This is a genomic window from Ferdinandcohnia sp. GQ5 (genome assembly GCF_059759275.1).
The window spans coordinates 235,763-259,021 of record NZ_JCAXEW010000005.1 but is presented as its reverse complement, the minus strand read 5'-3'; the positions used below and the strand labels follow the sequence as shown (position 1 = coordinate 259,021).

The 23,259-nt window shown below is 36.5% G+C and carries 18 protein-coding genes; 16 read left to right on the top strand and 2 right to left on the bottom strand.

The window, feature by feature from the left end; translation table 11 throughout:
- Positions 1–324: 324 nt before the first annotated feature.
- Positions 325–660, bottom strand: a complete 336-nt coding sequence (locus tag AC6CHV_RS08640; protein WP_498078745.1) for a MerR family transcriptional regulator — start codon at positions 658–660, stop codon at positions 325–327.
- A 351-nt stretch (positions 661–1,011) separates the two neighbouring features.
- Between AC6CHV_RS08640 and pruA the strand changes: the two genes are divergently transcribed.
- Genes pruA through AC6CHV_RS08625 form a run of 3 tightly spaced genes read left to right on the top strand, consistent with a single transcriptional unit; the run spans position 1,012 to position 5,146 of the window.
- The gene (gene pruA, locus AC6CHV_RS08635) at positions 1,012–2,559 is read left to right on the top strand and encodes an L-glutamate gamma-semialdehyde dehydrogenase (RefSeq protein ID WP_498078734.1); all 1,548 of its coding nucleotides are present in this window, start codon (positions 1,012–1,014) and stop codon (positions 2,557–2,559) included.
- A 55-nt stretch (positions 2,560–2,614) separates the two neighbouring features.
- Positions 2,615–3,817, top strand: a complete 1,203-nt coding sequence (locus AC6CHV_RS08630) for an ornithine--oxo-acid transaminase (RefSeq protein ID WP_498078733.1) — start codon at positions 2,615–2,617, stop codon at positions 3,815–3,817.
- Positions 3,818–3,862: 45 nt separating this feature from the next.
- Entirely contained in the window at positions 3,863–5,146 is a 1,284-nt protein-coding gene (locus AC6CHV_RS08625; RefSeq protein ID WP_498078732.1) for a Glu/Leu/Phe/Val dehydrogenase dimerization domain-containing protein, read from the top strand.
- 138 nt (positions 5,147–5,284) lie between these two features.
- Here the strand turns inward: AC6CHV_RS08625 and AC6CHV_RS08620 are convergent, their stop codons facing one another.
- Positions 5,285–6,703 (bottom strand): sigma 54-interacting transcriptional regulator, encoded by a 1,419-nt coding sequence (locus AC6CHV_RS08620; protein WP_498078744.1) that lies wholly within the window; start codon positions 6,701–6,703, stop codon positions 5,285–5,287.
- Positions 6,704–7,078: 375 nt separating this feature from the next.
- Here AC6CHV_RS08620 and AC6CHV_RS08615 point away from each other — a divergent pair, with 375 nt between their 5' ends.
- From AC6CHV_RS08615 to AC6CHV_RS08555, 13 genes are all read left to right on the top strand, one after another.
- Complete coding sequence (locus AC6CHV_RS08615) at positions 7,079–8,236, top strand: aminotransferase A (RefSeq protein ID WP_498078731.1); 1,158 nt, start codon at positions 7,079–7,081, stop codon at positions 8,234–8,236.
- A 63-nt stretch (positions 8,237–8,299) separates the two neighbouring features.
- Positions 8,300–9,913: an amidohydrolase family protein gene (locus AC6CHV_RS08610; protein WP_498078730.1), complete on the top strand. Its 1,614-nt coding sequence runs from the start codon at positions 8,300–8,302 to the stop codon at positions 9,911–9,913.
- A 148-nt stretch (positions 9,914–10,061) separates the two neighbouring features.
- The gene (locus AC6CHV_RS08605) at positions 10,062–11,018 is read left to right on the top strand and encodes an ABC transporter permease subunit (RefSeq protein ID WP_498078743.1); all 957 of its coding nucleotides are present in this window, start codon (positions 10,062–10,064) and stop codon (positions 11,016–11,018) included.
- Between the two features lie 9 nt (positions 11,019–11,027).
- The gene (locus tag AC6CHV_RS08600; protein WP_498078729.1) at positions 11,028–11,933 is read left to right on the top strand and encodes an ABC transporter permease subunit; all 906 of its coding nucleotides are present in this window, start codon (positions 11,028–11,030) and stop codon (positions 11,931–11,933) included.
- A gap of 25 nt (positions 11,934–11,958) precedes the next feature.
- Positions 11,959–12,966, top strand: coding sequence for an oligopeptide/dipeptide ABC transporter ATP-binding protein (locus AC6CHV_RS08595; RefSeq protein WP_498078728.1), 1,008 nt, complete (start codon positions 11,959–11,961; stop codon positions 12,964–12,966).
- Positions 12,953–13,939: a dipeptide ABC transporter ATP-binding protein gene (locus AC6CHV_RS08590; protein ID WP_498078727.1), complete on the top strand. Its 987-nt coding sequence runs from the start codon at positions 12,953–12,955 to the stop codon at positions 13,937–13,939. Before AC6CHV_RS08595 ends, AC6CHV_RS08590 begins: the two co-directional genes overlap by 14 nt.
- A gap of 54 nt (positions 13,940–13,993) precedes the next feature.
- A complete protein-coding gene (locus tag AC6CHV_RS08585) occupies positions 13,994–15,097 on the top strand; it encodes a C45 family autoproteolytic acyltransferase/hydrolase (protein WP_498078726.1) in 1,104 nt (367 codons plus the stop codon).
- A gap of 27 nt (positions 15,098–15,124) precedes the next feature.
- A complete protein-coding gene (locus AC6CHV_RS08580) occupies positions 15,125–16,693 on the top strand; it encodes an ABC transporter substrate-binding protein (protein ID WP_498078725.1) in 1,569 nt (522 codons plus the stop codon).
- A 276-nt stretch (positions 16,694–16,969) separates the two neighbouring features.
- A complete protein-coding gene (locus tag AC6CHV_RS08575) occupies positions 16,970–18,037 on the top strand; it encodes a tartrate dehydrogenase (RefSeq protein ID WP_498078724.1) in 1,068 nt (355 codons plus the stop codon).
- Between the two features lie 711 nt (positions 18,038–18,748).
- Positions 18,749–18,916, top strand: a complete 168-nt coding sequence (locus AC6CHV_RS08570) for an FbpB family small basic protein (protein ID WP_498078723.1) — start codon at positions 18,749–18,751, stop codon at positions 18,914–18,916.
- 89 nt (positions 18,917–19,005) lie between these two features.
- Positions 19,006–20,697 (top strand): methyl-accepting chemotaxis protein, encoded by a 1,692-nt coding sequence (locus AC6CHV_RS08565; protein WP_498078722.1) that lies wholly within the window; start codon positions 19,006–19,008, stop codon positions 20,695–20,697.
- Positions 20,698–20,790: 93 nt separating this feature from the next.
- On the top strand, positions 20,791–21,255 hold the full coding sequence (locus AC6CHV_RS08560; RefSeq protein WP_498078721.1) for a chemotaxis protein CheX: 465 nt from the start codon (positions 20,791–20,793) through the stop codon (positions 21,253–21,255).
- 15 nt (positions 21,256–21,270) lie between these two features.
- On the top strand, positions 21,271–23,250 hold the full coding sequence (locus AC6CHV_RS08555) for a chemotaxis protein CheW (RefSeq protein ID WP_498078720.1): 1,980 nt from the start codon (positions 21,271–21,273) through the stop codon (positions 23,248–23,250).
- The last annotated feature ends 9 nt before the right edge of the window (positions 23,251–23,259 follow it).

Below are 23,259 nucleotides of genomic sequence, written 5' to 3'. Positions count from 1 at the left end.
ATTATTTTTTTCTTCCTTAAATTATCTATAAAAGGTTACATCTTCTACTATAATGTACACCGCAAATAAGGGTTAACAAGTAAAAAGTTCTGGCTAGCATTGTATTACGAACGGGTGCTTTATAAAATAATATAAAAACAAGTTTAGAGAAAAAAACGCAAATCCGGGATACCAGTGACCTTACAATAGTAAAATTACATTCGAATAAATTTTACAACTGTTATTTCGCAATTACCTGATAAAATCGAGATGGCAAGGCTATCCATCAATTCGATAACCACCAGATAATGAATTCTATTTAACTCTATATCCTAGAGTTTTACTTTAGGTTAGGGGTAATTTTCCTTCCTTCAACCACGTTTTCAATGCATAATCAAATTGAATCTTTTCTTTTTTTAATCTCGGATACCACTCCATCTGACGATTTAGCAAGTCCATGTGAGACTTCAATGTATTCACTTGTTCTTTTATCTTTTCCTTTTGTTCCTCAAGAATTTCCAAACGTTTTTCGCCGGTTTGGTCGCCTTGTAAAGTGAGATTAGCATATTCCTTAAGCTGAGCAATTGGCATTCCCGTTTCCCGGAGACAGTTAAGAAGATTAATCCACTGGATATCCTCATTATCAAAAATCCGTCTTCCACTTTCGTTTCTTTTGACGATAGGAAGAATACCTTAAGTTGTTAATAATTATTTTTCCCTATCATTTACAATGTGCCCGCATCTATTTCTCCTAAAATTTGTTAGAAATATGTATTTATTACTTTAGCAGTACAGCATCATTATCATTTATGATAAATCTCCTTTACACCTATTTATACCTACTTTGATTAAAAAAAGAAGTGAAGGTGCAAATCAAATTAGTGACATATATAGGCAAAATAATTTTGCTTTAAAGAAATAATTTGCACTTAAATTCATTTTTAAACAGGGTCATCCTTCATTTGTAAAGTTGGCACGGATTTTGCAAAGATTTATATGAACGAAATAAATTAACTTAAGGAGGATGACATGATGGTACAACCATACAAACATGAAAAATTTACGGATTTTTCTGTTAAGTCCAATCGAGATGCATATAAAAAAGGATTACAAAGGGTTGAAAGCTATTTAGGCAAGGAATACGATCTGATTATTGGTGGTGAGAGAATCGCTACTAAGGATAAAATAGTATCGATTAATCCGGCAAATAAAGAAGAAGTCGTTGGCCGGGTTTCAAAAGCAAACCGTGACTCAGCTGAAAAAGGCATGCAGGCAGCTATTGAAGCATTCAAAACATGGAAAAAAACAGCGCCAGATTTGCGTGCTGATGTATTATTTAAATCAGCTGCCATTATACGCCGCCGTAAGCATGAGTTCTCTGCTTTATTAACAAAAGAAGCAGGAAAACCATGGAGAGAAGCAGATGTTGAAACAGCAGAAGCGATTGATTTTCTTGAATTCTATGCTCGAGAAATGCTTAGAATCAAAGATGGTGCAGAGGTGAAAAGCCGTCCGAATGAAAATAATCGTTATAATTATATTCCATTAGGTGTTGGCGTCATTATTTCTCCTTGGAACTTCCCATTAGCAATTATGGCTGGAACAACCGCGGCTGCCATTGTTGCTGGAAATACTGTTTTATTAAAACCAGCCTCAACCACACCGGTTGTAGCATCGAAATTCGTTGAAGTTATGGAAGAGGCAGGTCTTCCTGCAGGGGTTCTAAACTTCGTACCTGGAAATGGTTCTGAAGTTGGCGACTATCTCGTAGATCATAAGGATACTCGTTTCATCTCATTCACGGGATCACGCGATGTTGGCCTTCGAATTAACGAACGAGCTTCTAAATTAAATAAAGGTCAAATTTGGCTGAAACGCGTGATTGCTGAAATGGGTGGTAAAGACACAATTGTTGTTGATAGGGGTGCAGACCTTGAATTGGCTGCTCAATCAATCGTGACTTCCGCATTTGGCTTTTCTGGGCAAAAATGTTCAGCGTGTTCACGTGCAGTAATTGTTGAAGATGTATATGACCAAGTATTAAGTCGCGTTGTGGAATTAACAAACGAATTAACGCAAGGGGATCCAGCTGACTATAACAATTACATGGCGACAGTCATTGACCAAAATGCATTTAATAAAATCATGAACTATATCGAAATTGGTAAAGAAGAAGGGAAGCTATTGGCAGGAGGAGAGGGTGACTGCTCTATAGGTTTCTTTATCAAACCAACCGTATTTGCAGATCTTTCACCAGAAGCTCGTATCATGAAGGAGGAAATCTTTGGACCGGTTGTCGGTTTCACCAAAGCAAAAGACTTTGATCATGCTATTGAAATTGCAAATAACACAGAATATGGCCTGACAGGTGCTGTAATTTCAAACAATCGAATGAACATCGAAAAAGCTCGTGAAGATTTCCATGTTGGCAACCTTTACTTTAACCGTGGCTGTACCGGTGCGATTGTTGGCTATCAGCCATTCGGTGGATTCAATATGTCAGGAACAGACTCGAAAGCAGGTGGTCCTGATTATATCCAGCTTCATATGCAAGCTAAAACCACTTCTGAAATGTATTAAATAATTGCTTTCATTTTTAGCAACAAATTTCAATATTACAAGGAGGGAGTATTAAATGGTCGTGCAGGCAACTAAAACTCAAGAGTTAATTGATCAATCAGAAAAATTTGGGGCAAACAACTATAATCCACTACCAATTGTGATCTCAAAAGCTGAGGGTGTATGGGTGGAAGATCCTGAAGGTAAGAAATATATGGATATGTTAAGTGCTTATTCAGCCGTGAACCAGGGCCATCGCCATCCCCAAATTATTCAAGCACTAAAAGATCAGGCTGATCGTGTAACATTAACTTCCCGCGCATTTCATAATGACCAGCTTGGACCATGGTATGAAATGATTTGCAAATTGACAAATAAAGAAATGGCACTCCCAATGAACACAGGAGCAGAAGCAGTTGAAACTGCAATCAAAGCTGCGCGCCGCTGGTCTTATGAAGTAAAAGGTGTAGTAGAAAATCAAGCTGAAATTATTGCGTGTGTTGGGAACTTCCATGGTCGTACGATGACAGCGGTATCTCTTTCTTCAGAAGCTGAATATCAGCGCGGATTTGGACCAATGCTTCCTGGAATCAAGTTAATCCCTTATGGTGATTTGGAGGCTTTGAAAAAGGCCATTACAGAAAATACAGCTGCTTTCTTAATTGAGCCAATTCAAGGTGAAGCCGGGATTGTCATTCCGCCAGAAGGATTTATGAAAAGTGCTTCTGAATTATGTAAAGAAAACAATATTCTTTTCATTGCTGATGAAATTCAGGCAGGACTTGCCCGCACAGGTAAAATGTTTGCGTGTGAGTGGGATAATGTAGATCCTGACATATATATTTTAGGAAAAGCGCTAGGCGGGGGAGTCTTTCCAATTTCTTGTGTTGTTGCAAGTAAAGAGGTTCTTGGCGTATTTAATCCAGGATCACACGGATCGACATTCGGTGGAAATCCAATGGCCTGTGCAGTTTCGATAGCATCTATAAATGTACTTATTGAAGAAAAGTTGGCAAACCGTTCTCTTGAGCTTGGCGAATACATTGTTGAAAAATTAAGAGAAATTAACACCCCAATAATTAAAGAGATTCGCGGCCGTGGTTTATTTGTTGGTGTTGAGCTTACAGAGCCTGCACGTAGATATTGTGAGGCACTAAAAGAAGAAGGTCTTCTATGTAAAGAAACTCATGATACAGTTATTCGTTTTGCGCCGCCATTAGTAATTAGCAAAGAAGAAATAGACTGGGCAATTGAACGTATTAGTAAAATTTTAGGTTAATTCAATCAGAAATTTATTGAATATAATTAGTTAAGAGGTGCCATTATGGGGACTGCAGAAGTATCGGAAAAAACCGATCGAAAAGTGGAGGAATCGTTAAATCTATTTACTTCAACTCAATTTGTCATCCAAGAAGCTTTGAGACAGTTAGGTTATCAAGATGAAATGTATGAGCTTCTTAAAGAGCCGTTAAGAATGCTGAAGGTTAGAATACCTGTAAGAATGGATAGTGGAGAGGTAAAAGTATTTACCGGTTATCGATCACAGCATAACGACGCTGTAGGGCCGACTAAAGGGGGAGTAAGATTTCACCCTGAAGTCAATGAAGATGAAGTGAAGGCATTATCAATGTGGATGAGTTTAAAATGCGGTATCGTTGATCTACCATACGGCGGGGGTAAAGGCGGAATCATTTGTGAACCTCGCAATATGTCGATGGCTGAATTAGAACGATTGAGTCGTGGATATGTAAGAGCGATTAGCCAAATTGTAGGGCCAACAAAAGATATTCCAGCACCGGATGTTTATACAAATTCTCAAATCATGGCATGGATGATGGATGAGTATAGTCGTTTACGTGAACATGATTCACCAGGGTTTATTACTGGGAAGCCGCTTGCGCTTGGCGGTTCACAAGGAAGAGATAAAGCAACAGCCCAGGGTGTTGTTATTTGCATAGAAGAAGCTGCAAAAAAACGTGGTATTTCTATTGAAGGTGCCAGGGTAGTTGTTCAAGGATTTGGAAATGCAGGCAGCTTTATAGCAAAATTCATGTATGATGCTGGAGCGAAGGTAATTGCAATATCGGATGCATACGGAGCACTCCATGATCCTAATGGCCTTAATATTAATTATCTATTAGACAAAAGAGACAGCTTTGGAACAATAACAACATTATTTGAAAATACAATTTCCAATAGAGAGATGCTTGAATTGGAATGCGACATTCTTGTGCCTGCAGCTATTTCCAATCAAATAACTGTTGAGAATGCTAATAATATCAAAGCTTCTATCGTTGTGGAAGCAGCTAATGGCCCGACAACAATTGATGCTACAAAAATACTGACAAACCGCGGAATTCTTCTAGTACCTGATGTTTTAGCAAGTTCAGGCGGCGTCACAGTTTCATATTTTGAGTGGGTTCAAAACAATCAAGGTTACTATTGGACAGATAAAGAAGTAAACCAAAAACTTCGCAAATTACTCGTTCAGGCTTTCAATAGTGTATGTGAAACAGCCCAGCAAAGAAAAGTAAATATGCGTCTTGCTGCCTACATAGTTGGTGTTCGTAGAATGTCTGAAGCAGCTCGCTTCAGAGGCTGGGTTTAATTTTAACGTGATTAGGCAGAAGCCGCCCATCCTCTATAGGTAGACATGGAAGGGAAAATCCAAAAAAAGGCATTTGGAGATGCTCATATATCCAAATGCCTTTTGTCTCCGTTTTGAGGTCTGAAGGGAGGGTAAGACCTATCCTGTTGGCTGTTCCTTTATCTTCAATTTTTTCATCCGATACTGCAAACTCTGGCGGCTTAAGCCTAATAGATTGGCAGTTTTCGAGATGTTGAAGTCGTTTATTTTTAAATAATACTCAATGAGTGCCTTCTCAAACCTTTTCGTTTGATTTGTTAAAGAAGAAACCGATCCAATCTGCTCCTTCATTAAATTGTCGACAGAAGGAGCTTGAGCAATTCTATCGTTAATTTGTTTCACTTTTCTTCGATATTGATAAGGCAAATGTGAGTATGCTATTGTTTCTTCATTATCCAACATAATATTCATGGATGCTTCAATAACATGTTCAAGCTCACGGACATTACCACACCATTCATACTCCATAAATGATCTCAAAACTTCTTCAGACAACCCTTTCACATTCATCTGAAATCGGTGATTATACTCTTCTATAAAATGTTGCACATGTAAAGGAATATCCTCCTTTCGTTCCCTTAATGGGGGAATAAAAATGGTCACAACTCCAAGGCGATAATATAAGTCTTTTCGAATGTGGTTGTTAGCGATGGCATCAATAGGATCCTCATTCATATTAGCAAGCACACGGACATCGACCGGTATTTCATTTGTATCACCGAGTCGGCGAATTGTTTTTTCCTGGAGCACGCGTAGCAGCTTTGCCTGCAAATTTAAATTTAACGAATTTATTTCATCAAGCAACAATGTTCCACCATTGGCTTGTTCGAATAGGCCAGGTTGATCAATTGCACCGGTAAAAGCACCCCGTTTCGTACCGAAAAGAAGGCTTTCAATCAAATTGTCTGGGAGGGCGGCACAGTTTTGTGAAATAAACGGACCTGAAAAACGTTCGCTGGCATTATGAATGCTTTGGGCAAAAAGCTCTTTCCCAGTGCCTGTTTCCCCAACAATTAATACATAAGAAGAAGTACGGCTTGCCCGTTTAGCAGATTCAATTACCTCTTTAATTGCCAGACTGTTTCCAATAATGTCCTTAAACGAAAAGCGTGGTTTCCCTGATGGCTGCCTTTTTTCTTTTATAAGCCGCTCGAGCTTTGTCACATCATGGGCAATTTCTACCGCACCAATCAATTTGTCATTCTTATAGATTGGCATCGTATTGTTGACAGTAGTGATCGCACGCTTCTTATTATTAAAGTAAGTCTGCTTAATATTTTTAGTTTCAATCCCTTCCTGTAACGCTTTTTCAAGAGTACTAGATTGGTCATCTTTAAACATAAAAACATCCAATAAATTTTTATTCATAACTTCCTGAATATTCATCGATTCCATTTGCATCATTTTTTTGTTGTAGATTATCGTTTTTCCCGTTTCATCAACGGCGTGAACACCAACATCTACTACATCCAAAATCCGTTTATATAACTGGTTGAGCAATTGTAAATCCTTTACCATCTCTTTTGAACTTTCCATATCACGTTCCCCTTATGATTTATTACCTATTTAATCATAAGAAATGCAATAAGATTTTGCAATCGGTAGAAAAATAATAATTTTCTGCCGAAATATTTTGCACAAAAAATTTAAAGCCTCTTTTATTTATGCAAGATAATAGTTGGCATAAAACTTGCATAATACTTAGTTGCATTTCAGTGCGTTTGAAAAATACTAAAGGTATTTATGGAAAATGATGAAATGCCTTTAAATTGATGGTTTTGGTGATAAAAAGTTAATCTATTTTCCGAAAGGCTATTAAAGACTAATAATGCAAGGAGAAGATTGAGTTTGGTTTAAGAATAAAACAATAATTATTGAAAGGATGAAATATTAATGCTTCACCGAGTTAATAAAAGAGTAAAAGATTTGCGAATTAACTCTGTTAGGGAACTTTCGGAAAAAGCTGCTCAATACCCAAATGCAATTGATTTAACAATTGGGCAACCGTATTTTTATACACCTGAACATATTAAAAACTCCGGAAAGTTGGCGATAGACGAAAATAAGACGCAATATACCCTAAACGCTGGAACTATTGACCTTCGTAAAGCTGCAAGTCAATACATGTATACAAAGTATAATTTAATCTACAGCTGGAAAGACGAAATTCTGGTCACCAACGGGGCTACCCAAGCCATTGATGTTGTATTTAGAACTATATTAGATGAAGGTTCTGAGGTCATTATGCCTGGGCCAATCTATCTAGGATATAAGCCTTTAATAGAAATGTGCGGAGCCATTCCAATCATAGTTGATACAACAGATAACGGCTTTAAACTAACTGCAGATCTAATTAGGGAACATATTACAGAAAAAACTAAATGTGTGGTTTTAGCTAATCCAAATAACCCTACTGGATCTGTATTAAATGCGGAAGAGGCAAATGAGATTGGAAAGTTATTAAAGGATAAGGAAATTTTTATAGTATCCGATGAGATCTATAGTGAGCTAGTTTATGATACGAGTTATCAATCTATGGGTTCAATCCCTAAGCTGAGAAACCAAACTATTGTCATTAATGGCTTATCAAAGTCTCATTCAATGACCGGATGGAGAATTGGATTTTTATTCGCTCCAGCATATTTAATGCATGAATTTTCAAAAGTTCACCGATATAGCATCACATGCGTCAGTTCAATTAGTCAGGAAGCGGCTTTAGAAGCTTTAATAAGGGGTGCAGAGGATCCTTTATATATGAAAGAAGAGTACCTAAACAGAAGGGATTATGCGTATAACCGTTTAACCCAAATGGGATTCGTTATAGTTAAACCTCAAGGTACATTTTATATTTTCCCTTCAATAAGGAAGTTTTCCATTAAGTCCTATGATTTTGCTCACAGTCTATTAGAAAGTCATCAAGTAGCTGTAGTTCCAGGTAGTTCATTTTCAGAATTTGGTGAAAATTACGTGCGGATATCATTTGCCACTTCACTGGAAAAATTAGAAGAAGGGTTAAACAGAATCGAGAGTTTCCTTAATAAATTAAAATAACGTAAGTCTTGAGAATAGTTTTGCTTATTGTTTGAATGAAAAATATTAAAAAGGAGAATTAACATGAATAGTAACCAAGAAAAAAAACAAATATTTATTAATGGTAAGATTTTTACCTCCAATCCTGAACAGCCCTTTGCAAGCGCTATGATTGTAAAAAATGGAAAAATAAATTGGATTGGCGAGCAGGAACAGTTAGTTGATGAAAAAATAGAAAGGATTGATTTGCAGGGGCGCAGAATTATTCCAGGGTTTATAGATGCTCATTTGCATCCTATCTTTTTGGCGAATGCATCAAAGGGTGTTATCTGCACCCCGCCGGTAGTTCATAGCATCGAGGACTTGGTTCGTGAATTTCGTCAGTATTGTGAAAAAAGCAAGAGTGACAAATGGGTTGAGGGTTGGGGGTATGATGAAGGTAAGTTAGCAGAGGGTCGAAAACCAAATCGATGGGATTTAGATCGGGCCTCAACAGAGATTCCGATTGTTGCAACAAGATCTTGCGGACATATTATTTCTTTAAATACTAAAGCTCTCGAATTAGCTGGGATCACTAAGGAAACACCTAACCCTAGTGGTGGAGAAATTGAAAGGGATACAAATGGTGAACCAACTGGGATATTGAAAGAAAATGCTCGATATTTAATCAATAATGTGAAGCCCGACCAATCGTTTGAAGAAATTACAGAACTTCTCGCCGAGTTCAGTAATGTATTACTTGCAAAGGGCATTACCGCCATAACTGATCTTAAAGCGAAAAGAGAACCAGTAGATTATAAGAAAATATATGATGAAGCGAGTAATAAAGGTTTAAAACAACGAACTGTTTTATATTATTTTTTGCCCGACCCATTAAATGAGGATTTTTCCTTAGATGAGGATTTCATTGATAGAGAGAATCAAATCCATGTTGGTGGTATTAAACTATACGCTGACGGGAGCGTATCTGGCAAAACTGCCTGGGTAAATCCACCGTTTTTGGGGGACGACGGGAATTGTGGAATACAAACAATTACAGTGGAAGAACTTTTAACTGCAGCCAAATTAGCAAAAAAGAATAATATTCAACTAGTAATACATGCAATGGGTGAACAAGCTATTGATTTGATCGTGAATACGTTTAAAGGTAAAAAGGGTTGGATTCAGGATGGACCATCAATAAGAATAGAGCATGCTTCCATGCCAACTAAAGAAGCTATGGAAATCGCCGCAGAATCAGGGATTGCATTTGTTACACAGCCAATCTTTCTATTTGCAGAAATTGAAAGCTACCTTAACAATCTTGGACACACACGAACTAAGCAAACTTACCCAATTAAATCAATGCTAGATGAAGGCGTAAAGGTGGCATTCTCTTCAGATGCACCTGCTACAGCATGGGCAGATGCAGTTAATCCATTTATCGGAATTAAGTCAGCTGTTACCCGATTTGCTTATGATGGTACAGATACAGGTGAAGAAAATAAAATTGATGTAGAAACAGCCATTTCATTGTATACACAGTTGGCACAAGAGGTTACAAGAATACCGAGTATTGGAAAACTTATGCCGGGGTATTTTGCGGATTTTATTGTGCTGGACAGAGATATATTAATAATAAATCCAGCGGATATCGATCAAGTGTGTGTAGAAGAAACGTATTTGAATGGTGTGTGCGTGTATAAAAAAGATAGATAGGTATTTTTTGATAGAAAATGGTCTGTTTCTCCCAGAATAATGGGATATTGAAATGGCCAAATGAGGAATATTAACCAAAAATCACAGGGAATGAGAATATGAAAATTGGAATATATTAATTGATTTAACAAATAAAGGAGGAATTATTCTGAAATTTTATATTTTACAAAGATTGATATCAATTATTCCAGTAATGGTAATTGTAGCGATTATCGTATTCTTTATTATCCACCTCACTCCTGGTGATCCTGCATCCATTATTCTAGGACCTGAAGCGTTACCAGAGGACGTGGAGAAACTACGAATAGAATTAGGTTTAGATCTACCTATCATACAGCAGTTCTTTAACTGGTTTACTGACTTGTTACAAGGTGATCTAGGATGGTCACTTTATAGGGATGAGCCTGTAATGAATGCATTTATGAGCCATTTGGGTCCAACCCTGTCACTAGCTATTTTAGCCCAAATTATTTCTATTATCATTGCTATTCCATTTGGTGTGATTGCAGCAACTAAAAGAGGGACAAAGTTAGATCATTTTTTTATGGTGTTTGCTCTTCTAGGTATTTCCGTACCTAGTTTCTTACTGGGTTTACTTCTGATATTGCTTTTTGCCGTTGAATTAAATATATTGCCGGCTGCAGGTTATCAGCCGCTAAGCTCTGGATTATGGAATCACTTAAAATATTTAATATTACCAGCTATTACTCTAGGAGCTATACAAGCAGCGTTAATTGCTAGAATGACTAGATCTTCAATGCTAGATATTTTAAGTATGAATTACATCAAAACAGCAAATGCAAAAGGCTTGAATGAAAGAAAAGTAATTTTTAAACACGCGCTAAGAAATGCCTTTATTCCAATATTAACAGTAATTGGTCAGACTTTTGGTACATTGGTGGCTGGTGCAGTTGTAACGGAGGCTGTATTTAATCTGCCTGGCATTGGAAAATTACTTGTTAATTCCATTACAAGACGAGATTATGCTGTTATTCAGGGAACGGTATTATTGACAGCAGGGGCATATGTATTAATTAATTTAATTGTTGACTTGTTATACGGAATTGTAGATCCAAGAGTCAGAGTAAACAGAGGCAAGGGGTGAGGCAGTCAAATGCTAGAAACAAAGACAAGTATTGAATCACCGATTTTTCCAAACCGAAAAGTTCTGGTTAAGGAAAGGCGTTCATTAATTTTTAGACGAGTAATGTCTAACAAAATGGTAGTGCTTGGAGGTGCTATTATTTTCTTTATTACTATAATTGCAATTTTGGCCCCATTAATTTCAAAATTTACACCATATGAATTGGAAGCGGTAAATCGTTTGAAAAGTCCAGATGCAACACACTGGTTTGGAACAGATAATGTTGGAAGGGACATATTTAGCCGGGTAGTTTATGGAGCAAGGGTATCCTTGATTATTGGTATTTCTGTTGCATTGCTCTCTGGGGCTATAGGACTGATCATAGGAATCTATTCAGCTTATTTTCGGATATTAGACCATGTATTGATGAGAATTGCAGATGGTCTAATGGCATTTCCTTCTATCCTATTAGCCATTGCTATTACGGCGGTTATGGGTCCAGAACCAATTAATGTTGTTATCGCAATTGTAATCGTTGAATCACCAGTTGTGGGTAGGGTTGTTCGATCTGCAGCCTTAGTTGTAAAGGAACAAACGTATATAGAAGCAGCAAGGGCTCAAGGAGCCGGATCCCAGAGGATAATTTGGGAACACATAGTACCGAACGTCGTCTCACCACTCATAGTACAAATCACTTATGTTTTTTCCGTTTCAATGATCATTGAGGCCTCATTAAGCTTTTTGGGTGTAGGTATTCCTGCGCCTGAACCAAGCTGGGGAAACATTCTATATGATGGCAAAACTGTGATTCAACAAGCTTGGTGGATGACTGTATTTCCAGGGTTATTTCTTTTGCTTGCTGTACTTGGATCAAACTTACTTGGTGATGGAATTCGAGATTTATTAGATCCTCATTCGAATAAGGCGAAAAAATAACATATTGAACTAGGTGGGGTAGTGTATGTCAAATAATGATCTTTTGGAGATTAATAATCTGAGAACCTCCTTTTCTACCGAAGAAGGATTTGTTACAGCTGTAGATGATGTTACTTTTTCAGTAAAAAGGGGAGAAACGTTGGGAATAGTTGGGGAATCCGGATGTGGTAAAAGTGTTACAGCCGAATCAATAATGAGACTGTTAGATGAGGGGAAAACCCATTATGAGGGTGAAATCCTTTTTGAAGGAAGAAACCTATTAACTATTAATAAAAGTGAAATGCGGAAAGTTCGTGGGAACAAAATATCTATGGTTTTTCAGGACCCGATGACCTCATTGAATCCTGTGCAAACCATTGGTGATCAAATTGCGGAAGCTATTATGATCCACCAAAATGTAGGAAAGGCAGCGGCGTACAAGAAGGCATCAGAAATGCTATCACTGACTGGAATACCAGCGCCAGAAAAGAGAATACATGAATACCCTCATGAAATATCAGGTGGGATGAGACAAAGAGTTTTAATAGCGATGGCCCTTGCTTGCAAGCCAAGTTTATTAATTGCAGATGAACCAACTACTGCACTTGATGTTACTATCCAGGCTCAGATATTAGATCTAATTAATGATTTAAAGGATGAATTAGAAATGGGTGTTATTATGATTACCCATGATCTTGGAGTTGTGGCAGAAGTTTGCCAACGGGTAGTGGTTATGTATCTTGGCCAAGTAATTGAAGAAGGGACGGTTGAAACCATATTTAATTATCCGCTTCATCCATATACTAGAGGTTTGCTAAGATCAGTCCCTCAGGTCGATGGGGATCGCTCACAGAAATTGCATGTTATTAAAGGAATGGTTCCTTCTTTAAAAAACCTTTCGCCAGGATGCCGTTTTGCATCAAGATGTAAATACGTCGATAGCCGATGTACTAGTTTACCGCCTCTTAAAGAAATAGAAAAGGATAAAAAAGTCAGATGTTGGCATTATGAGAGGATCTTAGATGAGGAAGGTGTGTTGGATGCAACAGTATAAGGAAAAAGAGCCTTTGCTTCAAATAAAGAAATTAAAGAAGTATTTTCCGCTAAATAACGCGTTAGGTAAAACTGAAGGATATATAAAGGCTGTTAACGACGTAACTTTTGACCTATATGAAAAAGAAACTCTAGGAATTGTAGGAGAATCTGGTTGCGGAAAAAGCACAGCTGGAAGATCTATTCTTCGATTAACTGAACCCACTTCGGGTGAAGCGATATACAAGGGAAATGATATTTTCAAATTAAACAATAGGGGTTTTTTACCAATAAGAAAAGAAATACAAATGGTTTTTCAAGATCCCCATTCATCAATAAATCCTAAAAAGAGAATTGGTCACAGTATTGAGGAACCAATGAAAATTCAAGGGATTGGAAACAAAGCTGAAAGAATGGATAAAGCAATGGAATTATTAAACAAGGTAGGGTTACGAACTGATCAATACTATCGCTATCCACACGAATTTTCGGGTGGACAAAGACAACGAATAGGCCTAGCAAGAGCCTTAGCTGTAAATCCGAAAGTGATCATTTGTGATGAACCTGTTTCAGCTTTAGATGTTTCGATACAGTCACAGGTTATTAATTTATTGCAAGAATTGCAGGATGAGTTTAAACAATCTTATCTTTTTATTGCCCATGATTTAAGTGTCGTTCGTCATATATCGGACAGAATTGCGGTTATGTATTTAGGCAGTATTGTCGAGCTGGCCGCAACAGAAGACCTTTTTAATAACCCATTACACCCATATACAAAGGCTTTGCTGTCAGCCATTCCAATACCTAAGCCGGGGTTTAAAAAAGAACGAGTCATTATTAAGGGAGATGTACCATCTCCTGCTAATCTCCCAACAGGCTGTGCATTTCATACGAGATGCCCATATGTTATGGACCGATGTAAATTCGAGAGACCTGAATTAAAGCTTGGTGAAAATGGGCACTCAATAGCTTGTCATTTATATGATAAAAGATGACTTTCTAAAAATAGTTAAAATAATCCGAAAATACCAAAGCGGAGGAAATAAACTATGGTTAAAAGTTTAAAACTCGAAGGCTCGCCTAGGTCAATAGGGAAACAACATGGAGTTAAAGGGAAAAGAGAGGTAATTAATAGTTTAGAAACATATGAAAAACTGTTTTATGGTTACAAGAATATGAATTGGGATGAAGCTAAAGAGTATGCAAAGGTACACTTAAATGCGATTGAAAAATACGATTTAGAAATGATTGAAGAAATGGAAGGAATTGCTGATGGAGCAGGTGTAGATTTTGAGGATATTTTAACATTAAATGCCCGAAGTGAAATCGCTTTAACTCAAGATAAAGGCCCTTCTTTTTCTGATGGATGTACAACCATAGCAGTAACAAGTCCAATCATATTTGATACTATAATTGGTCAGAACTGGGACTGGAAGGCTTCGCAAAAAGAAAGCCTATTATTAGTGAATATTAAAAGCAAAAATAAGCCAGAAATAACAATGGTCACAGAAGGCGGAATGATTGGAAAGATTGGTTTTAATTCTGCAGGGGTAGGATTATGTTTTAATGCTCTGTTTACTGACAAAAGATCAGATAAAATTCCTATTCACTTAGGAGTTAGAGCCGCACTGAATTCTAATAATCTAGCTGAAGCTGTTTCAAGAATTTCCAATGGACAAATAGCTTCTGCGGCAAGTTTTCTGATTGGATATGACGACGGTAAAGGAAATGGAATGGCAGTTAATCCTGAAGTTACTCCATTTGGAATTGATTATGTTGGGGGAAATGACGGTAAATTATTTCATACAAACCATATCCTTTCTGAATGGGTACTTAAATACTTAAAAGAAACGAATGATTTTAGACATGAAGACTCCATTCTTAGACTAAGAAGAATGGAACAGCTGATAAATACGAGTATTTCCAGAGATGAAGAAATAAACGAAAAAACATTTGAAAAGTGGCTTTCAGATACCTTTAATGCTCCAAATTCGATTAATGCTTTCGAAAATGAACAATCTCCTCCTCATCGCAGGAGTGAAACTGTTTTTTCTATTATTATGAATCTAACTAAAAGGAAAGCGTTTTTGCGTATCGGAAATTCGGTAGAAGAAAACTTTAAAGATATTAATAGCCGCTCTTTGATTTATTAAACTTTAAACCTTTATAGGAGGAAAATCATGTTTAAAAAATTTTTTGCATTATTATTAGCATTAATGTTAGTTGGATGTTCAGCAGAAACAGGGTCAGACAATGGAGACGGGGATAAGGGAGAAACAGATAAAAAGGAAACTACTGTAAATGTTGCCTACAATGCACAGCCACCCACTATGGATCCACATGTGACAGTAGCCGTGGCAACTTCTGAGATTTCAAGACACGTGTTCGAAACCCTTTTAGCGTTTGATGCTAACAATGAAGTATCTCCATTATTGGCAGAATCTTACGAAACCAGTGAAGATAATAAAACTGTTACTTTCCACATGCGCAAAGGGATTAAGTTCCATAATGGCAAGGAAATGATGGCAGATGATGTAGTTGCTTCTATGGAAAGATGGAAGACGTTAAATGGGAAGGCAAAAACTTATTTCGCTAATGCCAAATTTATAAAAGTTGATGATTATACTGTTGAATTGCAATTGGAACAGCCTTTTTCTATCGCGAAAAAGTATTTGTTAGCAGCTAATGATAATTTTGCTGCAATTATGCCGAAAGAGATCATTGATAAGGCAGAAACAACGGGTGTTAAAGAATTTATTGGAACAGGTCCTTATAAATTTGTGGAGTGGAAACAAGATCAGTATATTCAATTAGCTAAAAATGCAGATTATCAATCACCTTCAAATACAGTGGATGGACTCGTCGGAAAGAAAGAGCCTATTGCAGATAATGTCTATTTTCACATAGTACCTGATCCTGCTACACGCACTGCTGGTGTTCAGTCAGGAGAATATGATATAGCTGTTGCAGTCTCACCTGATAGCTACGAACAAATGAAAGAAGATTCGAATTTGAATGTTCAACCTTATCCAAGTGGATATAATGTAATTGTTTTTAACAAGCGCAAGGGTATAATGGCGAACGAAAAAGCTCGACATGCGGTTAACATGGCAATTAACAAAGAAGAAGTTATGTTAGCAGGTTTTAGAAATAGTGACTTTTTTAACTTAGAAAATGGATTATTGGCAAAAGAATATGTAAGCTGGTATAACGATGCCGGAAAGGAAATATATGAAAGTTATGATCCGGAAGGTGCAAAACGATTATTTAAGGAAATTGGCTATAATGGTGAGACTATAAAAATTATTGCTTCTCGCGAATATGAGGACCATTATCAAACCGCAATTATTGTTGAGCAAAAACTAAAAGAACTTGGAATGAAGGTAGAACTACAAATTTTTGATTGGCCAACCTTATTAGAGGTACGTGAAGATGATACTTCTTATGATATTTTAGTAAACTCTTATTCCCCAGTAACAGATCCGACTCAAATAAACTTCTTAGATTCGCGAACTAATTATACTGGATGGACAAATAGTTCAGAAATCGATCAAAAACTAGACGAGTTGATGGTGGCCACTTCAGATGAGGAAGCTAAGAAGATATTCACTGAAATTCAAGCTTTAAACTGGGAGTATTTACCTGTCGTCAAGTATGGGGATTATAAGCGCATTGCCGTAACTCGTAATAATGTAAATGGTTTTGAATACTTCCTTGGCCCAGTATTATGGAACGTTAACAAAAAATAATTTGCTGTTAGTTTGGCTGGGGAGTTTTTAACTCTCCAGTCTTCTATTTGTGGCACCTATATTTTTTAGAGGTCAAGCATGTTCCTTTTTCAAAAAATTCTTACTTCAAACATGATATCTTAAGGTTTAGCAAAGTAGTGAGTAGCTCACCGAAGCATAAGTTCACGAAGTACGGAAGCTTGAACTTCCCAGCCACAAGTTCATACTGTAAAAACTTTTTAAATCAGTAAAGTAAATAAATTATAGAAAAAATTAAATAGCCTAGGAGATAAAACAGTGAAAAAACAATATAAGATTGCAGTTATTGCTGGAGATGGAATCGGCCCAGAGGTATTAACTGAAGGAATCAAAGTATTAAACCGGATTGCTGAATTGGATGGATCATTTGATTTTCAATTCACCTATTTTCCATGGGGATGTGAATATTATTTAAAAAGTGGAAAAATGATGGATGATGATGGATTAGAGCATCTTCAATCATTTGATGCTATTTATCTGGGTGCAGTTGGATTTCCGGGAGTACCAGATCATATATCTTTATGGGAACTATTATTGAAAATTCGAAAGGGTTTTAATCAGTATGTAAATCTTCGGCCTATTAAACTTTTGAAGGGGGCACCATGTACACTAAATGATGTAAAGCGTGAGCAAATTGATATGCTGGTAATCCGAGAGAATAGTGAAGGAGAATATGCCGGTTCTGGAGATTGGTTATTTAAGGGACAACCTCATGAGGTTGTCTTACAAAATGGAGTTTTTTCTCGTGTAGGAACCGAAAGGATTATTCGCTTTGCTTTTGAAGAAGCAAGAAAACAAAAAAAGTCTTTAACAAGCATTAGTAAAGGAAATGCATTAAATTATTCAATGGTCTTTTGGGATCAGGTGTTTGCAGAAGTGGCAAAGGAATATAAGGATGTAAAAACTTATACGTATTTAGTAGATGCTGCAGCAATGTTTTTTGTCAAACAGCCCTGGCGGTTTGAAATTGTTGTTACATCAAATTTGTTTGGGGATATTTTAACGGATTTGGGAGCGGCAATTACCGGGGGATTAGGCCTTGCCGCAGGTGCAAATATTAACCCTGAACGAGAGTACCCATCTATGTTTGAGCCTATACACGGATCTGCACCCGATATTGCGGGGAAAGGTATAGCCAACCCATTAGCATCTATTTGGTCTGTCAGTCAAATGTTAGATTTTTTCGGCCATGATAATTGGGGTAAAAAGGTAATAGCTGCTATTGAACAAGTGATGATAAATGGCGAGGTATTGACGTCTGATATGGGAGGAACAGCTAATACACAAGAAGTAGGGGATGCGGTTGTGAAACTACTAGGTAATTAGCTGCAAGTGATCCTTATCATGTTTCTTTTCCACCAAAGAATTAGTGTGTTTGTTTCCACTCTCATCGAACATCTCTTTTCCAAAATTAGATATTGCATTATCAAACCCTGTCTGCAATATTTCACAACCAGTACAAGATGAGAATGTAACAAAAACAATTAATGATAATAACTGTCTAATTTAATGGTATATCAATCTTTTATCATATTTAAAACTGTTAATATGAAAAACATTGGATAAAGCCAACTAAAATAGTTTTTTAACGAGAAAATGGAAAAGTGCGAATAAGATTCATAAAAAAATAAGATATCTTAAATTGTACGACTTTATGTCGATAAAAAGTATATAGAAAACCTAAATCGAATATATAGATTCTATTAAAAAGATACAAACGAATTATTTCAGTTATTTATGATATATTTCGAAGTCATTTTGACGGGTTTCATCAATCTTAGTTTATATAATTTTCTCTCTAAAATAAGCGTTTACAAAACCAGTACTTTTTTACTATAATTAAAAAAGTTTTTAATTCAGATATTTCGTAAGGCTAAAGTTTGTTGTGAAGTGAAATAATGAGGCTATGCTTAAACGTCAATTGATATTTGATTGAAGAGGATGATTTTTTCATAATGGCCATGGTGTATACATCATAAATTAATAGAAAAGGTTAGGAACAGAATTTTGAACTTAAAAGAGTAGGAGATGTCGATCTTGTTTAAAAAAAGAAACAATTTTCAAGTACTTGTTGAACAAAATAGGACTAGAATTTTAAAAGATAAAAAGGAACTGGAGAGAATCGAATTATTGGTGGAAGAAAGGCAACTAATAGTGACCACCAATACAAGAAAAGAAATGCTACATGAAAATCATAATGAATAATTATTATTATCCATCTAATTCGGAAAAAGAGACTTATTACGAATCTTTATTTAATTATACGGGAGTTTATCTAGGTAGAGGGGATAAATATGAAAGTTACAGTTGGAAAAAAATTATTCTTAGGATTTGGTGTTGTTTTATTCCTATTATTAGTAATGGCATTAGCTTCTTTGATGGGGACTGCTTCAACAAAAAATACTTATGAAGATCTATTGAATGACCGCGTTCAAAAAATAAATAAAGTCCAAAATATGATTATAGCTTCTAAGAATATTCAATTATCAAATCGTGGTTATTTATTATATGGAAATGTCAATTCAGCAAATATGTTTGATGAATCCGTTTTGGAATATCAGAAACTGAGTAAGGAATTAGAATCTGATTTAAAGCTTGAAAAAGATAAAATGTTATTAAAAGAAATGAACCAATATGCAGACGATTATATAACCATGGCTATAGAAACAATGGAACTTAAAAAGAAGAATGATACTAATCGTTATTTAGAAATTGCTTCAACTGAGGGGCCAATTAAACTAGCAAACTTTGAAGAAAAGGCAAATGAAATGTTAGATTTTCAAACTAAGACACTTTTTGACACCCATAATAATGCTTTGAGAACAGTAGAAGTCACACAACAAGCATTGATAATTATTAGCATTATCGCTATTTTGGTTGGACTAGGAATTGCCTATCTTATAACCAGATCAATTTCTAACCCTGTAAAAAGTATGGCAATTGTTGCTGGGAAGTTTGCTGAAGGTGACTTAACCCAAGAAAAAATACATGTTAAAACAAAGGATGAAATTGGAGATTTAGCGCATGCCTTTAACGATATGGCATCGAATCTTAGAACTGTTATTCATCAAATTAGCCAAGATGCAGAACAGGTGGCAGCGGCGTCCGAAGAGTTACATACAACATCGGCACAAGCAACAGAAGCAACGAATCATATTGCATCTTCCATCCAAGAGGTAGCCGGTGGTTCAGAGATCCAAGTGACGAGTTCACAAGAAAGTGCGCAAGCAATGGAAGAAATCTCGATTGGTATTCAGAGAATTGCAGTATCTTCTTCTACTGTGAAAGACTCTGCTCAAGAAGCAAGTAGCTTATCTGAACATGGAAATGAATTCATACAAAAGGCAATTCAGCAAATGAACACAATTGAAGCTGGTTCACAAAATACATCAGTGGCGATTAAACAATTAAATGTACGCTCCAAAGAAATTGGTCAAATTATAGAAGTTATTACAGGTATAGCTGACCAAACAAACTTACTTGCATTAAATGCTGCTATTGAAGCGGCACGTGCAGGTGAACATGGAAGAGGATTTGCTGTTGTCGCAGATGAAGTACGAAAATTAGCCGAACAATCAAGAACTTCTGCTGATCAAATTGTCAATATTGTTCAAGAAATCCAAAGGGATACACAAGTGGTAAGAGATGATATGGAAAAAAGTATGCAAGAAGTTGTTGTAGGTAAAGAAGTGATTCATCAAACCGGAGAAGCGTTCGAACACATTTTAAATGCTATTGAAAATGTAAATGAACAAATTCAAGAGGTGTCAACTACATCTGAACAAATCTCTGCAAATACTCAACAAGTAGCAGCATCTGTCGAGCAGTTAGCTCATATTGCAGAAGAGGCTTCAAGAGAGTCTCAAAGTGTTGCGGCTTCTTCACAAGAACAATTGGCATCTATTGAGGAAATTACGGCATCCTCAGAATCATTAAGCCAATTAGCTCAGGAATTACAGGGAATTGTCTCTAAATTTAAAATTTAACCCAAGCTTTCTACCAGTAGAGTGGTAGCACAATCTATCACTCTACTTTTTGTGTTTTATAACTATGGTATTCAATGAAAGGGATGTTAGAAGTTGGCAGTAGACGTTAAACAAAGAAATAAAACGGTTTTGGAATTATTAAACGGAACGCTTGGGGCAATAAAAACTGTTGTTCCTATAGATTATGGGCTAGGTAAACCATTTTTATTGGAACAATCATTGCATATTTCATTTGGTGTCCTTATCGGATTTACAGGTGACTTAAAAGGAAAATTAGTTCTTAAAGGGAATGAATCTTTTTTTGGGTCTATCGGTGAAATCATGTTTGGCATGGCTTTAGAAGGCGAAATGCTATCCTCGTTTGCGGGTGAATTAGGGAATATGATTGCTGGAGGAATGGCAACGAATCTCGCAGAGGATGGTGTACTTACTGATATCACCTCTCCTACAGTTATGAAAGGTGACACTGCTTTGTTAGGATTTGAAAAGGCAATTGGAGTAACCCTTTCCTATCCTGAAATAGGAGATATGGACATTTATTTAGTACAAGACAACTAGAAAAAGGTGAGATTCATGGATACGGGTGAATACTTAGAATTATTCCTTGATGAAAGTCGGGAACATTTACAATCAGTGAATGACAATCTTCTATTATTAGAAAAAGATCCGCAGGGACGTAAGATTATTAATGAAATCTTTCGTTCCGCTCATACATTAAAAGGTATGTCTGCAACAATGGGATTTCAAGACATAGCGTCTTTAACCCATCAGATGGAAAATGTACTGGATAAATTACGAAACGAAAGTTTTGATGTGACAACAGATGTCATTGATACGATGTTTGAAGCATTGAAGTCACTTGAAGAAATGGTGACTGATATTAGTGGAGGTAGAGAAGGAAAAAAGGATGTAACAGCACTTGTTTCAAAATTAGAAGAAATGGAAAAGGGTGGTGGGCATTCACTAACTAGCAATAAGGAACAAAGAGAGCCTCATCCCCAATCAGCAATTGGCCTTGATCAGTATCAATTGTCTGTTGTATCTCAATCGAAAGAACATGGTTACAATGCCTATGAAATTACGGTTCAGTTAAGTGAAAGTTGTTTGTTAAAAGCAGCGCGTATTTTTATGGTGTTTGATATTCTCGGTCAAATGGGTGAAGTCATTAAGTCTGTTCCTTCTGTAGAGGAATTAGAAGATGAGCAGTTCGAACAAACTTTCTCCGTCGTTTTTTTATCAAAAGTATCAAAGGACGATATTCAAAACAGCATCTTGAAAGTTTCTGAAATTGAAAGAGCGGAAATATCTTTATTTAATTCAGATAGTACGAAAGAAACTATTCAGCAACCATCGGTTGAAAAAGAGGAACACGTTGAAAAAGATGTTAGAAAATCAAAGTCTCCTTCAAAAAACATTCGTGTTAACATCGAGCGAATTGACCGTTTGATGAATTTATTTGAAGAGCTTGTGATTGAAAGAGGGCTTATCGAGGACATTTCAGACAAGGTTAAAAATGATGAATTAAATGATGCCGTAAAACATTTATCCAGAATCTCTCAAGATATGCAACAAATGATATTAGCCATGAGAATGGTACCTGTCGAGCAGGTATTTAACCGTTTTCCACGAATGGTCAGGGAATTATCAAAAGATCTTCATAAAAATATTCATTTAGAGATAATTGGAGCAGATACAGAATTGGATCGTACGGTAGTAGATGAAATTGGTGACCCCCTTGTTCACCTTCTGCGGAATTCAGTTGACCATGGGATTGAATTTCCAGAACACCGGAAGGAAAATGGAAAGAATCCAGAAGGGCAACTTCTATTGAAAGCCTATCACGCAGGTAACCATGTTTTTATTGAAATTGAAGATGATGGTAATGGTATAAACCGTGAGAAGGTATTAAAAAAAGCAATTGAGAGAGAGCTTGTGACGCAAGAACAATCGAAGGACCTCTCTGACGAAGAAGTCTATCAGCTTATTTTTTCATCAGGATTTAGTACAGCAGACAAAGTTTCTGACGTATCAGGGCGCGGTGTGGGTTTAGACGTCGTGAAAAGTAAGATTGAATCCCTTGGGGGGAAGGTGTTTGTTGAATCTGAAAAAGGAAAAGGAAGCAAATTTTCTATTCAATTACCACTTACCTTATCAATTCTTTCAACTTTACTTGTAAATGTGAAAGAAGAAATATATGCGATTCCGCTATCTTCAATCATAGAAACACTAATTATTAAGAAGGATGAAGTCCTGAAGGCTCACCATCAGAATGTAATCGATTTTAGAGGAAAGGTTATTCCATTAGTATTTTTAAAAGATGTCTTTGGAGTATCAGATGAGAAAGAATTAGTGGAACCCACTCATGCGATTGTGGTGATTAAACGTGGTGAAAAGGTAACAGGCTTGGTAGTCGATTCCTTCATTGGTCAAAAGGAAATTGTATTAAAATCTCTAGGCGGTTATTTACAAGATGCTCATGCCATTTCAGGAGCTACTATTTTAGGAAATGGTCAAGTTTGTCTTATTATTGACCCAAATGAATTAGTGAAGTAGGAGGGATAG

Excerpts from the sequence above, each read along its gene's own strand:
- pruA (WP_498078734.1), top strand. The coding sequence starts at position 1,012 with ATGGTACAACCATACAAACATGAAAAATTTACGGATTTTTCTGTTAAG.
- AC6CHV_RS08630 (WP_498078733.1), top strand. The coding sequence starts at position 2,615 with ATGGTCGTGCAGGCAACTAAAACTCAAGAGTTAATTGATCAATCAGAA.
- AC6CHV_RS08625 (WP_498078732.1), top strand. The coding sequence starts at position 3,863 with ATGGGGACTGCAGAAGTATCGGAAAAAACCGATCGAAAAGTGGAGGAA.
- AC6CHV_RS08620 (WP_498078744.1), bottom strand. The coding sequence starts at position 6,703 with ATGGTAAAGGATTTACAATTGCTCAACCAGTTATATAAACGGATTTTG.
- AC6CHV_RS08615 (WP_498078731.1), top strand. The coding sequence starts at position 7,079 with ATGCTTCACCGAGTTAATAAAAGAGTAAAAGATTTGCGAATTAACTCT.
- AC6CHV_RS08610 (WP_498078730.1), top strand. The coding sequence starts at position 8,300 with ATGAATAGTAACCAAGAAAAAAAACAAATATTTATTAATGGTAAGATT.
- AC6CHV_RS08600 (WP_498078729.1), top strand. The coding sequence starts at position 11,028 with ATGCTAGAAACAAAGACAAGTATTGAATCACCGATTTTTCCAAACCGA.
- AC6CHV_RS08595 (WP_498078728.1), top strand. The coding sequence starts at position 11,959 with ATGTCAAATAATGATCTTTTGGAGATTAATAATCTGAGAACCTCCTTT.
- AC6CHV_RS08590 (WP_498078727.1), top strand. The coding sequence starts at position 12,953 with ATGCAACAGTATAAGGAAAAAGAGCCTTTGCTTCAAATAAAGAAATTA.
- AC6CHV_RS08585 (WP_498078726.1), top strand. The coding sequence starts at position 13,994 with ATGGTTAAAAGTTTAAAACTCGAAGGCTCGCCTAGGTCAATAGGGAAA.
- AC6CHV_RS08580 (WP_498078725.1), top strand. The coding sequence starts at position 15,125 with ATGTTTAAAAAATTTTTTGCATTATTATTAGCATTAATGTTAGTTGGA.
- AC6CHV_RS08565 (WP_498078722.1), top strand. The coding sequence starts at position 19,006 with ATGAAAGTTACAGTTGGAAAAAAATTATTCTTAGGATTTGGTGTTGTT.
- AC6CHV_RS08555 (WP_498078720.1), top strand. The coding sequence starts at position 21,271 with ATGGATACGGGTGAATACTTAGAATTATTCCTTGATGAAAGTCGGGAA.